Here is a 12,903-nt window from a genome sequence, read left to right on the forward strand (position 1 = left end):
CGCGACGAGCCCCCTCCACGGGGGCCGGGCGGCTCGGCACCACCTCCCTCACCGCGCCCGCTCCAGCCCCCCGCACCCTAGACCCCGATAGCCGGCAGGAATCCCCCCTCCCGCTCCGGCTCGGGGAGCGCCCCGCGCCCTCTCCCCGACGCGTACCCTGGCTCCAGCAGGTCGAGCCCCAGGCTCCACAGCGCGTTTCGCATCCGCGCGAGCGCTCCCAGCTTGGGCAGGTTGTTGAGGCACACTTCCTCGCTCCGATCGAGGTCCCGCTCGAACAGGTTCGCCGCGTCCCTCACGAAGCCGGGCTGCTTGACGATGAGGTTCGCCTCGCTCACCCACCGCAGGCTCGTCGGGTTCACGTTGAAGGTCCCCACGGTCGCCCAGTCGTCGTCGATCACCGCGAACTTCGAGTGCAGCATCGACGGCAGGAACTCGTGGATCTGGAGCCCGTTCTCCAGCCACCACCTGTACCGCGCGAGGCTCGCGTTGCGGATGGCCGGCAGATCGGAGTTGCGCGGCACGATGATCTTCACGTCGATCCCGCGGCGCGCGGCGGCGATGAGCTCGCGCTCCAGCCCGCGGGGCGGGCAGAAATACGCGTTCTCGATCCACACGCGCCGCCGCGCCGAGCGCACCCGCTCCACGTGGCGCTCGTAGATGATCGCCGGCGGGCTGGGCGCGTCGGTGATGAACTCCACGTCGTCATAGACGCCGCCGGTCCAGTAGTCGAACGAGCGCCCGTCGGCCTCGTTGGCGAGCATCCAGCGGCACTCGAACGCCCGCTCCATGTCGCCCACGCAGGGCCCCACCACCCGGCTACAGACCTCGTGCCAGCCGTCGCCGCCCTGATCGCGCGGCAGCCACTCGTCGGCCCACGCCGCGCCGCCGACGTACCCCGCGCCGTCGATCACCACGATGCGCGAGTGCTCCCGCGGGAACAGGACGCCCCGGCGCAGCACCGTGCCGAGCGGCCGGTACGCGCGCGCGCGGACGCCGCGAGCCCGCATGTCCTCGAAGAACTGCGCCGGCGTCGCGTGGCTGCCGAGCGCGTCGTAGAGGAGCCGCACGTCGACGCCGCGCCGCACGGCGTCCGCGAACGCGTCGGCGAAGCGGTGGCCCATCCGATCGTTGCGGTAGATGTACGTCGAGATCCAGATCCGCTCCCGGGCGCGCGCGATGTCGTCGAGGAGCGACTCGAGCACCACCGTCATCCCCGGCAGGAGGCGCGTCGCGTGGAGCGCGCGCCCCCTGTCCGGCACCGCGTGGCTGGTCCTGGAGTTCGCCCTGGAGCCTGGAAAAGTCAGCACCGAGCAGGTCATGTCGAGTCCCGACGCGGGGCGGCTGCAGCTCGATTGCCGCAGTGGCCCGCACGCCCTCACCACAACGGCTCAAGCAGCCCGTGTGCCACCTCGCGAAGTCGCGATCGCGCAGGGATGCTCGCGGAGGGAGGCGCGCGACGTGGCAGCTTGCCACGCGCGGCCACGGCGCCACAGCGCCGCCGGGGCAAGCGGTCTCTCGGGCGCAGCCCAGCACTCCGTCGCGCGGGCGAGGGCGCGGGACGTGGACGCGTGAGCGCCGGTCAGGCCGGGCGGGACGCGAAGCGGCGCGCGCCGCGGCGGGCGATCGCCGCCGCGAGGGCGAGGGCGCCGAGCGTCATGCCCACGAGCGTGCCCTGCCCCCGCGTCCGCGAGGCGCGGTCGCCGTCGACGAGCGGGAGCGCCGCGCCGCAGAGCACCTCGGCGTGGACGCTCAGGCGGGCGCGCATCCAGTTGTCGACCCGCTCCTGCTTCGCGGGGCTCAGGACGAGGTCGGTGTCGAGCGCCGCGCGCGGCAGGTTCGCCTCGAGGCGCGTGAGCCAGACGTCCCTCGGGTGCAGGCCGATCATCGCGACCGCGAGGTCGTCGAGCGGCCCGCACGCGAGCTCGCGCGCGTCGATCTGGCCCGAGGCGACCTCGCCGCAGCTCGGGTCGGAGAGCGGGACGCCGGCCGGGCAGGGGCTCGCCACGGCGCGGCTCTCCGTCGCGATCTCGGCGAAGCGCACGGCGCAGTCGGCGTCCTGGGTCTCGCCGTTCGCGAGCCCCTGCTGGGCGAACGCCGCGGCGATCGTGTCGACCGGGGTGGTCGAGCCGCTCGTCGTGTACTGCACGCCGAACGGCGCCGCGGAGCTCGACACCGGCGAGAACAGCGAGCCCTGCTGCGCGTAGGGCGTGAGGAACGCGCGGCCGCCGTCCTGCGCCGCGAGCGCCTTCTCGCGGAGCTCGCCGTAGTTCGAGTCCTGCGAGGCGAAGTCCCACGCGAGGAGGTCGACGGGGACCGCCGCGGCCGCGAACCCCTCCGGGGCGAGCCGCGCCTCGCTGATGGTGAAGAGGGTGATCGCGACGTTCGCGCCCGTGCCGGCGGCCACCATCCGGAGCGGCAGCGTGGCGCTCGCCCCCGGCATGACGACCCGCACCGGCTTCATCTCCTTCACGTCCTTGCCGGGCTGGAGCTTGAGGGCGATGAAATCGAACTGCTCCGCGACGTAGGCGTCGATGACCGGCTGCGTCGATTCGTCGACGCCGAAGCCGTTCCTCTCCAGCCACGTGTTCAGCGCGCCGGGCGTGTCGGTCGTGAGCGTCACGGTCTCGTACGGGCCGACGGTGCCGCGGTGGAGGACCGTGACCTGGTCGTTGCCGAACGCCCCTGCCACGCCGCCCTCCGAGTCGCTGGCGGACAGCGTGCCGCAGCCGCCCCCGCTCGAGGCGCAAAAGGAGTTGGGCGCCGTGATGCGGACCGACGTGGCCGCGTCGAGCGTCTCGAACCACGCGTCCGAGCCGACCTCGATCGTCGCTCCCGGCTTCACCGGGAGCACCCAGGCGAACTCCCTCGGATCGCCGGAGTACTGGATCTGATCCCAGAGCACCGACTGGACGGGCGATACGGAGAGGACCATCCGGTGCGCGTTGACGACCGTGGTCTCGGTCGGCGGGGCGAAGCACCCGCCGCAGGCGAGCGCCTCGCGCGGCGAGAGGAGCGTCGCGGCAGGAACGGCGAGCGCGAGGAGCGCGAGCAAGCGAAGTTTCATCGGGTACCTCCATGGGCGCGGGTCCGCGCGGGGCGGGCTCCCGGAGCGCGCGGTCGGCGCGCGGCGCACCACCGCCAGGCTACCCAAGCCCGCGCGCGGCAGGCAGCCCGCGCACGATTGGGGCGGCGCCGGCGGCACCCGCGCCGCGGGCCCGGCGTCAGCGCGCGCAGGGAGCCGGGCAGGCAGGGAGAAACCTCAAGGTTCTTCCAGGGTTACAGCCTTCCCAAGGGCTCGCCTGGACGCGCGCGACGCGCGCGTCCACGACCCGCCGAGGCCGCCCGTCAGCCCGCTGCCCACCACGCGTCGAGGTCGCGGAGGGCGCGCTCGGCCATCGCCTCGTAGCGGGCGCGCTTGCGCAGCTTGCCGTGCGCGGGATCGAGCGGCGCGATGTGCGCCCAGGTGATGTTCGACGGCTGATACGACGGCTGCTTCCGCCCGAGGTGCGTGAGGATGCCGCCGAGCGCCGTCGTGGGCGGCGGGGGCCGGAGCGGCTCGTTCCGCAGCCGCTGCGCGAGGAGCATCGCGCACACGAACCCGGCCGCGGCGCTCTCCACGTAGCCCTCCACGCCCGAGATCTGGCCGGCGAGGTGCACGCCTGGCAGCGCGCGCAGCTCCATCGCCGGGCCGAGGAGCGCCGGCGCGTCCACGAAGGTGTTCCGGTGCACGGAGCCCATGCGGAGGAACTCGGCCTCCTCGAGGCCGGGCACCATCCGGAACACCCGCAGCTGCTCGGCGTACTTCATGCGCGTCTGGAAGCCGACCAGGTTGTACGCCGTCGCCGCCTCGTCCTCCGGGCGCAGCTGGAGCACCGCGTACGGCCGCCTGCCGGTGCGCGGATCGGTGAGCCCGACCGGCTTCATCGGCCCGAACGCGAGCGTCTGCTCCCCGCGCGCGGCCATCACCTCGCACGGCAGGCACCCCTCGAAGTAGCGCACCTCCTCGAAGTCGCGGGCCTCCACCTTCTCCGACTCGACCAGGGCCCGGACGAACGCCTTGTACTGCGCCTCGTCGAAGGGGCAGTTCACGTACGCCTCGTCGCCGGCCTCGGCGTCGTCGCGGCGCTCGGCCGCGTCCTCCGGCGGCGGCGCGGTCGGCTCGGGTCGCGCGGCGCCCTCCTGCGGCGCGGCGCGCTCCTGCGGCGCGGCGCGCTCGCCCCGGACCGCGCCGCCCTTGCCGTAGCGCGACTGCTTCCACACGCGCGACCAGTCGATCGAGTCGGCGCTGACGATCGGCGCGATCGCGTCGTAGTAGGCGAGGTGCTCGGCGCCCACGGCCGCGGCGAGGCTCGCCGCGAGGGCGTCGGACGTGAGCGGGCCGGTCGCGAGGATCACCGGGCGCTCGGCCGGGATCTCCGTCACCTCCCGCCGCTCCACGGCGATGCGGGGATGGGCCTCGATCGCCCGCGTCATCGCCTCGGCGAACCGCTCGCGGTCGACCGCCAGCGCGCCGCCGGCCGGCACCGAGGTCTCGTCGGCGCACCGCAGGGCGAGCGAGCCCACGCGACGGAGCTCTTCCTTGAGCAGCCCCACCGCGTTGCTCAGCGCCGCGCCGCGCAGCGAGTTGGAGCACACGAGCTCGCCCATCCGATCGCTCGTCTGCGCGGGCGTGCGCTTGTGCGGTTTCATCTCGACGAGGCGCACGCGCAGCCCGCGCTGGGCGAGCTGGTACGCCGCCTCGCAACCGGCCAGGCCGCCTCCGACGACGACGACATCGTCGCGCGGGTTCTCCGCTCCGTTCATGTAGCTCACCAGGGTGGGAGGTCTCGCGGCCTTCTTAGCTCGCCGTGCGCCGGGCGCGCACGGCCCGCGCGGGCTTTTCGGCTTCCCCCTTCGGCGCGCCGGCCCCCTTGGGCGCGGCCTCGGACCGGTCGGCCGGCGCGGGCGTCGGCGGCTCGGGCTGGTCGTCCGGCGCCGGCGCGGCGCTCGCGACGACCGCCGCGGCGTCGAGGGGGGCGGACCCGTCCGCGGCGCCGTCCTCCCCCTCGCCCTCGACGATCTCCTGCTTGAACCCGCAGTCCTTCGTCGCGCAGACGAGCATCGCCTTCTTGCCGGCGGTGCGGGTGACGAACTTCGCGCCGCACTGGGGGCACGGGACCGGCACCGGCTTCTGCCAGAGCTTGAAGTCGCACTTCTGCTCGGCGTTCCAGTTCGAGCAGCCGTAGAAGGTGCGCCCGCCCTTCTTGCGCGGCCGGATCTCGATGAGATCGCCGCCGCAGCTCGGGCACGCGACGCCGAGCGGCACCGGGCGCGTGTTCTTGCAGGCCGGGTACCCGGTGCACGACAGGAAGTCGCCGAAGCGCCCCGTCTTGATGATCATCGGCTTCCCGCACTTGTCGCACGAGATGTCGGTCTCGCGGACGGCGGCGCTCCCCCGCGCGTCGGACAGGTCGCGGGTGGCCTTGCACTTCGGGTAGCGCTCGCAGCTCAAGAACCAGCCGTTCTTGCCCCACTTCTTGAGCATCATCGACCCACACTCGTCGCAGACGATGTCGGTCTTCTCCGCCTCGGGCTTCCACGGCGCGAGCTTCTTCGACTTGTCGAGCTGCTCCCGGAACTTCTTGTAGAAGCGCTTGAGCAGCTGCTCGCGCTTCAGGTTGCCGGCGCCGACCGCGTCGAGCTCCTCCTCCATCTGCGCGGTGAAGTTCGGATCCATGATGTCGAGGTTCGACCGGACGAGGCCGTCGACCACGAACTTCCCGAGGAGCGTCGGCTGGAACGCGCCGCCCTCCCGCTTCTCCACGTACGCGCGCTGCTGCACCTTGCTGATGATCTCGGCGTACGTCGACGGGCGGCCGATGCCGCGCTTCTCCAGCTCGCGCACCAGCGAGCCCTCGTTGTAGCGGGGCGGCGGCTGCGTGAACTTCTGGTCGGTGACGACCCCCGGCGGCGCCACGGCGAGCGCCTCGCCCTCCTTCATGTCGGGCAGGAGCGCCTCCGAGTCCTCCTCGGCCGAGGGCCCCGGCGCCGCCCGCTCCGCCTCGGCGGCGCTCGCCTCGGCGGGCGCCGCCGCGCCGCCGCCGCCGTCCGCCGCGCCGCCGGCGCTCTCTTCCTCGCCGGCGAACTCCTGCTGGCCCTCCGTCACCTGCAGCCAGCCGGCGAACTTCAGGATCCGCCCGCTCGCCCGCGCGAGGTAGCTCCGGTGCGCGGGCCCGTCGACCGTCGGCGCGACGTCGATCTCGACCGTCGTGCGGTCGTACACCGCCGGGTTCATCTGCGAGGCGACGAAGCGGTTCCAGATCAGCTTGTACAGCTTGTACTGCTCGTCCTTGAGGTACTTCTTGATCGAGTCCGGGTGGATCTCGACGCTCGTCGGCCGGATCGCCTCGTGCGCGTCCTGCGCGTTCTTCTTCGACTTGAAGACGTTCGGGCGCTCGGGGACGAACTCCTTGCCGTACCGCTTCGCGACCACGCCGCGTACCTCGGCGACCGCGTCGTCGCTCACGCGCGTCGAGTCGGTACGCATGTACGTGATGAGGCCGACCGGGCCGCCGTCGCGCTTGAGGTCGATGCCCTCGTAGAGCGCCTGGGCGATCTGCATCGTCCGCTTGGCGCCGAAGTGCAGGTAGTTCGTCGCGTCCTGCTGGAGCTTCGACGTCGTGTACGGCGCGGGCGGGTTGCGCTTCTGCTCGCGCCGCGTGACCTTCGCCACCCGGTAGCGGGCGGTCTCGAGGTCGGCGCGCACCTTCGCGGCGACCTCGCCGTTCGTCACCTCGAGCTTCTTGCCGTCGGCGGAGGCGAGCTTCGCGACGAACGGCGCGCGCTGCGGCGGGCTCGCCGCGGTGAGGCCGACCGCGATGTTCCAGTACTCCTCCGGGACGAACGCCTCGACCTCGCGCTCGCGGTCGACGATGAGCCGCAGCGCGACCGACTGCACCCGCCCGGCCGACAGGCCGAACGCGAGCTTCGACCACACGAGCGCCGAGACGTCGTAGCCGACGATGCGATCGAGCACCCGCCGCGCCCGCTGGGCGTCGTAGAGGTTCTCGTCGAGCTTGCGGGGGTTGTGGACGCCGTGGTCGACCCCCTTCTTCGTGATCTCGTGGAACTCCACCCGCGCCACCTTGAGCTTCGGGTTCTTGATCTCCTCCGAGATGTGGAACGCGATCGCCTCGCCCTCGCGATCGGGGTCGGTCGCCAGGAGGACCTCGTCCGCCTTCTTCGCGGCGGACTTGAGCTCCTCCAGGACCTTCTCCTTGCCCTCGATGACCTCGTAGGTCTCGGCGAAGTCGTTCTGCACGTCGACGGCGTTCTGCTTCTTGGGCAGATCCTTGACGTGCCCCTTCGAGGCGAACACCTCGTACCCGTTGCCGAGATACTTCTTGATGGTCTTCGCCTTCGCCGGCGACTCCACGATGACGAGCGTCTTGGCCATCACCACCTTCTGAGCAACGAGATCGGGGCTTGTGGGAGGATTGAAGGGCGACCTTCGGTGCGAGGGAGGCCCCCCCGCGAGGAGGCGGCCACCCGAAACCGCACTGGGCAGGGTGAGCCGGCGCGCCCCTTCAACGAAGAGCCCGCCGAAACAACCCGGCGGGCCCCTCTACTACTACGGCCTGGAGCGTCAACGTCAAGAGTGCCTCCACGGCGCGCCTGGGCGGAAGCCCCGTCCTCTCGCAGACCTCATCCACGTGCGCCGGGCAGGCGTCCAGGGCATCGAAAACTGCGCGCTCGACCGCGCTCATCGCCGGGATCTGCGCGGTTTCCTCGGGCGGAGCGCTCGCCGGCGCGGCGACGGCCGCGTCCGGCAGCGGCAGGGTGCCGGCGGCGGGCGGGCTGTTGCGAGGCGACCGCCGCGCCCGCCGGCGGGGCGGCGGCGCCGGCCCGCCGAGGACGTCGATCACGTCGGCCGCGCGCGTGACGGGGCGCGCGCCGGCGACGAGCTCCAGCGCGCAGCCGACGCCGCGCGGGCTCCACGGGGCGTGGGGGACGACGCAGAGGTGGCGCCCGAGGCGGCGAGCCGCGGCGGCGGCGGAGCGGGCGCCGCTCTCGATGCCCGCCTCGACCACGACGGTCGCGAGGGTGAGCGCGGCGAGCACGGCGTTGCGCTGGAGGAACAGCCCCGGCAGCGGCGGCGTGTCGTCGGGGACGCGCGCGAGCAGCGCGCCGCCCGCGGCGAGGATGCGATCGAAGAGCGGCGCGTGCTCCCGCGGGTACGGGCGCGCGTGGCCGCCGCCGCTGACGACCACGGTCGGCGCGCGCGCCGCGAGCGCGCCCTCGTGCGCGGCCGCGTCGACGCCGCGCGCGCCGCCCGACCAGATCGAGTACCCCGCCTCGCCGAGCGACGCGGCGAGCGCGCGGGTGAACCGGAGCGCGTCGTCGCTCGCGGCGCGCGTCCCGACGATCGCGATGCCGGGGCGCGACGGGAGCGCGCCGCGCAGGTAGAGCGTCGGCGGCGCGGCCTCGGTCTCGGTCACGAGGGCCCAGAGCGGCGCGGGGTAGGAGGGATCTGCGGGCTGGATCTCGATCGACGCCATACGCGGCGTGTCGACCGGCGCCCGGGCCGAGTTGCGCAAAATGCGGAGCGCGCCCCGCGCGCCCGGGTCGCCGCGGCGCTACCGGGGCGCGGCGCCGGGCGGCGCGCCGGGCGGCGCGCCGGTCGGCGGCGCCGTGTCGGGCGGGGTCGCGCCGGGCGGCCCGGCGCCGGGGGGCGCGGCCGGGCGCGGGCCCCGGTAGCCCTGCACGAGCACGACGCCCGCGCCGCGCCGCACCTGCGCGTGCAGGCGCCCGGCGAACGGCGCGCCTCCGGGCGAGGTGAAGCACGCGCCCCGGCCGCCGATCACCGCGATCGGCCCGCTGTCCGCGTCCTGTCCGACGATCTCGAGCGACGGCGGCGCGCCCTTCGTGACGAAGAGATCGACCTCGATCACGCCGAGCCCGCCCTGCGCGATGAACACCGCGCACTCCCCCGGCGAAACGCGCACCGGGATCGCGCTGCTCTCCCCCTCCCCGATCGCGAGCGACACGACGTCGCCGAGCGGCGTCATCCCCCTCGCCTCGCCGCGCGCGGTGTTGGCGAGCGCGAGCGCGGTCACGCGCGGCGCCGGCGCGCTCGCCGCGGGCCGCTGCTGCCCGACGCGGCTCAGGAACAGGCGCGCCGCCTCCGGGTCCGGCTCGGGTGCATCGCTCGGCGGCGGCGGGTTCCGCACCTCGCGCGTGGGCGCGGGAGCAGGCGCGGGCGGAGGGCTCGGCTGCAGCACCTCGGCGCGCGGCGCTGCGGCGCCGGCGCCGCAGCCCGACGCGGCGAGCAGCGCCGCGGCCAAGCGGCGCGCCGGCCTGAACGGATGCAGTGCGAGGAGAACGAGGGCACGCCGCACGGCGCGGAGCCTATCAGAACCGCCGCGCGATGCTCGGTCCGCGAGCGGCCGGCCGTGAGGCGTGCTACCCCCTCGCCCGATGAAGCCCAGGGACATCGTCGTCGCGACGCACGGCCACTGCTTCGACGGCATGGCGAGCGCGGCGCTGTTCACCCGCTTGATGCAGGCGCTCCGCCACGGCGAGCCGCTCGCGCTCCGGTACCGCTCCTGCGGGTACGGCCCGGGCATGACGATGATCCCGCCCTCGTGGCTCGACGGCGACGAGAACGCGATCCTCGACTTCCGGTACACGCCGACGAAGAAGCTGACGTGGTACTTCGACCACCACGTCACCGGGTTCGGCTCGGACGACGAGCGCGACGCGGCGCTCGCCGGCGCGTCGCGCTCCACGGCCTCGGGCGACGCGCCGCACGTCTTCTACGACGCCGCCTATGGCTCGTGCACGAAGCTCATCGCGGACGTCAGCCGCGATCACTTCGGCGTCGAGATGTCCGGCGTCGATGAGCTCATCCGTTGGGCCGACCTCATCGACACCGCGCGCTTCCCCTCGGCCGAGGCCGCCGTGAGCCGCGAGGAGCCGATCATGCAGCTCGCCTCGGTGGTCGAGCACCACGGCGACGGGCCCTTCCTCGCCTCCGTCGTGCCCCGGCTCGTCGAGCGGCCCGTGAGCGAGGTGGCGTGCGCGCCCGACATCCAGGAGCTCTGGCGCCCGCTCTCCCTCTCGCGGCAGACCTTCGTCGCGCGCATCGAGCGCGGCGCGCGGAAGCTCGGCCGCGTCGTGCTGGTCGACCTCTCCGACGCGCCGCTCGAGGCGGTCGGCAAGTTCATGACGTACGCGATGTACCCGGACTGCGTGTACTCGGTCACGCTCTCCCGGCAGAAGCAGCACTACAAGCTCTCGGTCGGCTACAACCCGTGGTGCGGCGTCGCGCGCGATCGCGACATCGCCCCGATCTGCCGGCGCTACGACGGGGGCGGGCACCCGGCCGTCGGCGCGGCGTCCTTCCCGCTCTCCGCGCTCGACCGCGCGCGCGAGGCGGCCCGCACCATCGCGGAGGAGCTCGACGAGGAGCCCGCGCGGTGACCTGGGCCGAGCAGCGCTTCCGCCGGAGCGCGCGCGCGCCGGGGCAGGCGGCGCCGCGGGGCGGGGCCGGCGCGCTCGGGCCTTGCGCGCCGCTCCTCTTCGGGCACCGGGGCGTGCGCGGCGAGGGCGCCCCCGCCGAGAACACCCTCGCCGCCTTCGAGGAGGCGGCCGCGCAGGGCGCCGACGGCGTCGAGCTCGACGTGCGGGTGTGCGGGTCGGGCGAGCTCGTGGCGCTGCACGACCCGGACCTCGAGCGGGTGACCCACGGCGCGGACCCGCGCGTCGCCGCGGCGCTCCGCTGGGACGAGCTCCGGCAGGTCGACCTCGGCGGCGGCCGGGTGCCGCTCGCCTCCGAGGTGCTCGCGTTCGCGCGCGGGCGGCGGCTCTCGGTCAACATCGAGATGAAGCGGGACGTGCCCGACCGCGCCGCCGTCGTGCTCGCGACCGCGCGCCTCCTGCGCGCCTGGGATCCCCGCCACGCGGTGCTCGTCTCGTCGTTCGATCCGGTCATGCTGGCCTCCTTCGGGGTCATGGCGCCGGCCGTCCCGCGCGCGCTCCTCGTGCACCGGAGCCGCTACCACGACACGGCCGTGCGCCTCGCCCCGGCGCTCGGGGCGCTCGCCGCGCACATCGAGCGGACGATCGCGTCGCCCGAGCGCATCGCGCTGCTGAAGCGGCAGGGGCGCGTGATCAACGTGTGGACCGTGAACGACCCGCGGGAAGCGCGGGACCTCGCGGCGCTCGGCGTCGACGGGCTGATCACCGACGTGCCGCGCCGCCTCCGCGACGCGCTCGCGTGACCGGCGCCTCCGACGGCCGGACCGCGCCCTCGCGCGCAGCCGGCCGCGGACGCTCGGCGCCGCGGGCGCGGGCGGCGGCTACCGTCGCTGCCAGGGGTCGACGATCTCGCGCGCCCGGTGCGGGGCCCGGCGCGGCGCCGAGCGCGCCGGCGGGTCCTTCCTCGCCGTGGACGCCGCTGGCTCCGCCGTGCCCGAGGGCGCCGTCGAGGGCGGCGCCGTGTCCGCGGCCGGCGCGCTCTCGGGGACGAGCAGGCGATCCGCCACCGGCGTCGACGCGCGGGCGACCTCCACCGGCGGGGCCGTGATCGCCGGCGCGGGCTCGACCAGCGCGGGCTCGACCGGCGCGGCGACGGGGCCAGCGCCCTCCTGGCCGACGGGGCGCAGCGCCGTGACCGCGGCCGTCCCGCTGAGCACGAAGAGCGCGCCGCACGCCAGCAGCCAGCGCCGCGTCGCGCTCGCGCTCGGCCTGCGGGCGTCGCGGACCTCCCCGGCCGCGGCGGCCGTGAGCGTGCCGGGCCGAGACGGATCGGGCAGCGGCGTGAGCGCGTCCTCCCGCCGTGCCGTGCCCTGATCCTCGGACGCCTCGGACCACGAGAGCGCGCCGACGTCGCCGGGCCCCGAGAGCTCTGCGGCGCCGGCCGGCGACAGCCCGAGCAGCGTCCCCGTGCGCGACGCGGCCGGCGGGGGCTGCGGCACGGAGGGCGCGGGCAGCGGGACGCCGAGATCGCCCGCCGCGGCCGCGAAGGCGTGCACCATCTCCTGCGCCGACTGGAACCGCTGGGTCCTCTCGCGCGAGAGCGCGCGCAGGAAGAACCCGTCGAGCTCGGCGGGCAGATCGCTCGCGAGCCGCGTCGCCAGCGGGATCGGCTCGACGAGGATCCGCGACAGCACCGCGCCGAGCACGTCGCCCTCGAACGGGAGCTTGCCCGTGACCGCGCGGAAGAGGATGACCCCGAGCGACCAGAGATCGCTGCGCGCGTCGAGGTCCTTGTCGCCGCGCGCCTGCTCCGGGCTCATGTAGAACGGCGAGCCCAGGAGCTCGCCGGTCTTCGTGGTCTCGTCGCTGAGGAGCTTGCCCGTGAGCTGCTTGGCGATGCCGAAGTCGAGGACCTTGACGATGTCCTCCTCGTCATCGACGCGCGCGAGGAACAGGTTGCCAGGCTTGAGGTCGCGGTGGACGAGCCCGGACTCGTGCGCGCGGCGCAGCGCCTTGCCGGTCTGGATGGCGATGCGCGCCGCGTCCGCGAGGGGGATGCGGCGGACCCGCCTCAGGCGGCGGCTGAGGTCCTCGCCCCGGAGCAGCTCCATGACGAGGTACGGGACGCTCCCCTGGATCCCGTAGTCCTGCACGCTCACCACGTGCGGGCTCTCGAGGTTCGCCGCCGTGCGCGCCTCGCGGTAGAAGCGCGCGCGGAACTCGGGCGAGGCCGCGTGCTCCGGGTCCATGAACTTGATCGCCACCGGCGCGCCCAGCTGGACGTGCCGCGCCGCCCACACGGAGCCCATCCCCCCGCGCGAGAGCGGCCTCTCCAGGCGGTACTTTTCGCCGACGATCGTTCCGGGCTCGACGTCCATCGCCGACTCCTCCCGCCGAGGCGAGGTGGATTGGGCAGATCTAGACGTTCGAGCGAGCGGCGTCCAC

The 12,903-nt window shown here is 74.4% G+C and carries 9 protein-coding genes; 2 read left to right on the forward strand and 7 right to left on the reverse strand.

The annotated features are described in order from the left end of the window. Positions 1-77: 77 nt before the first annotated feature. From NQZ70_RS32435 to NQZ70_RS32460, 6 genes are all read right to left on the reverse strand, one after another. A complete protein-coding gene (locus tag NQZ70_RS32435; protein WP_237244246.1) occupies positions 78-1,307 on the reverse strand; it encodes a phosphatidylserine/phosphatidylglycerophosphate/cardiolipin synthase family protein in 1,230 nt (409 codons plus the stop codon). A 272-nt stretch (positions 1,308-1,579) separates the two neighbouring features. Beyond that, on the reverse strand, positions 1,580-3,064 hold the full coding sequence (locus NQZ70_RS32440) for a DUF2330 domain-containing protein (protein WP_129577685.1): 1,485 nt from the start codon (positions 3,062-3,064) through the stop codon (positions 1,580-1,582). Between the two features lie 281 nt (positions 3,065-3,345). Continuing rightward, positions 3,346-4,803: a methylenetetrahydrofolate--tRNA-(uracil(54)-C(5))-methyltransferase (FADH(2)-oxidizing) TrmFO gene (gene trmFO, locus NQZ70_RS32445; protein WP_129577686.1), complete on the reverse strand. Its 1,458-nt coding sequence runs from the start codon at positions 4,801-4,803 to the stop codon at positions 3,346-3,348. A gap of 34 nt (positions 4,804-4,837) precedes the next feature. Beyond that, positions 4,838-7,435: a type I DNA topoisomerase gene (topA, locus tag NQZ70_RS32450; RefSeq protein ID WP_129577687.1), complete on the reverse strand. Its 2,598-nt coding sequence runs from the start codon at positions 7,433-7,435 to the stop codon at positions 4,838-4,840. Positions 7,436-7,565: 130 nt separating this feature from the next. Continuing rightward, positions 7,566-8,537, reverse strand: a complete 972-nt coding sequence (locus NQZ70_RS32455; RefSeq protein ID WP_129577688.1) for a DNA-processing protein DprA — start codon at positions 8,535-8,537, stop codon at positions 7,566-7,568. A gap of 78 nt (positions 8,538-8,615) precedes the next feature. Beyond that, the gene (locus NQZ70_RS32460) at positions 8,616-9,377 is read right to left on the reverse strand and encodes a hypothetical protein (protein ID WP_272826115.1); all 762 of its coding nucleotides are present in this window, start codon (positions 9,375-9,377) and stop codon (positions 8,616-8,618) included. A gap of 79 nt (positions 9,378-9,456) precedes the next feature. Between NQZ70_RS32460 and NQZ70_RS32465 the strand changes: the two genes are divergently transcribed. Further along, positions 9,457-10,461: a hypothetical protein gene (locus NQZ70_RS32465; RefSeq protein ID WP_129577690.1), complete on the forward strand. Its 1,005-nt coding sequence runs from the start codon at positions 9,457-9,459 to the stop codon at positions 10,459-10,461. Then, the gene (locus tag NQZ70_RS32470) at positions 10,458-11,261 is read left to right on the forward strand and encodes a glycerophosphodiester phosphodiesterase family protein (RefSeq protein ID WP_129577691.1); all 804 of its coding nucleotides are present in this window, start codon (positions 10,458-10,460) and stop codon (positions 11,259-11,261) included. Before NQZ70_RS32465 ends, NQZ70_RS32470 begins: the two co-directional genes overlap by 4 nt. 78 nt (positions 11,262-11,339) lie before the next feature. On the opposite strand, the gene NQZ70_RS32475 is transcribed toward NQZ70_RS32470, so the two are convergent. Continuing rightward, positions 11,340-12,836 carry a serine/threonine-protein kinase gene (locus tag NQZ70_RS32475; protein WP_129577692.1) on the reverse strand — a complete coding sequence of 499 codons (1,497 nt, stop codon included), beginning with the start codon at positions 12,834-12,836 and terminating at the stop codon, positions 11,340-11,342. Positions 12,837-12,903 lie beyond the last annotated feature (67 nt).

Origin of the sequence: Sorangium sp. So ce836, assembly GCF_028553905.1 — a bacterium.
GTDB lineage: Bacteria > Myxococcota_A > Polyangia > Polyangiales > Polyangiaceae > Sorangium > Sorangium cellulosum_D.

What these genes read in the sequence shown, in the direction of transcription:
- NQZ70_RS32440 (WP_129577685.1), bottom strand. Translation starts at nt 3,064, where the DNA reads ATGAAACTTCGCTTGCTCGCGCTCCTCGCGCTCGCCGTTCCTGCCGCG.
- topA (WP_129577687.1), bottom strand. Translation starts at nt 7,435, where the DNA reads ATGGCCAAGACGCTCGTCATCGTGGAGTCGCCGGCGAAGGCGAAGACC.
- trmFO (WP_129577686.1), bottom strand. Translation starts at nt 4,803, where the DNA reads ATGAACGGAGCGGAGAACCCGCGCGACGATGTCGTCGTCGTCGGAGGC.
- NQZ70_RS32455 (WP_129577688.1), bottom strand. Translation starts at nt 8,537, where the DNA reads ATGGCGTCGATCGAGATCCAGCCCGCAGATCCCTCCTACCCCGCGCCG.
- NQZ70_RS32465 (WP_129577690.1), top strand. Translation starts at nt 9,457, where the DNA reads ATGAAGCCCAGGGACATCGTCGTCGCGACGCACGGCCACTGCTTCGAC.
- NQZ70_RS32475 (WP_129577692.1), bottom strand. Translation starts at nt 12,836, where the DNA reads ATGGACGTCGAGCCCGGAACGATCGTCGGCGAAAAGTACCGCCTGGAG.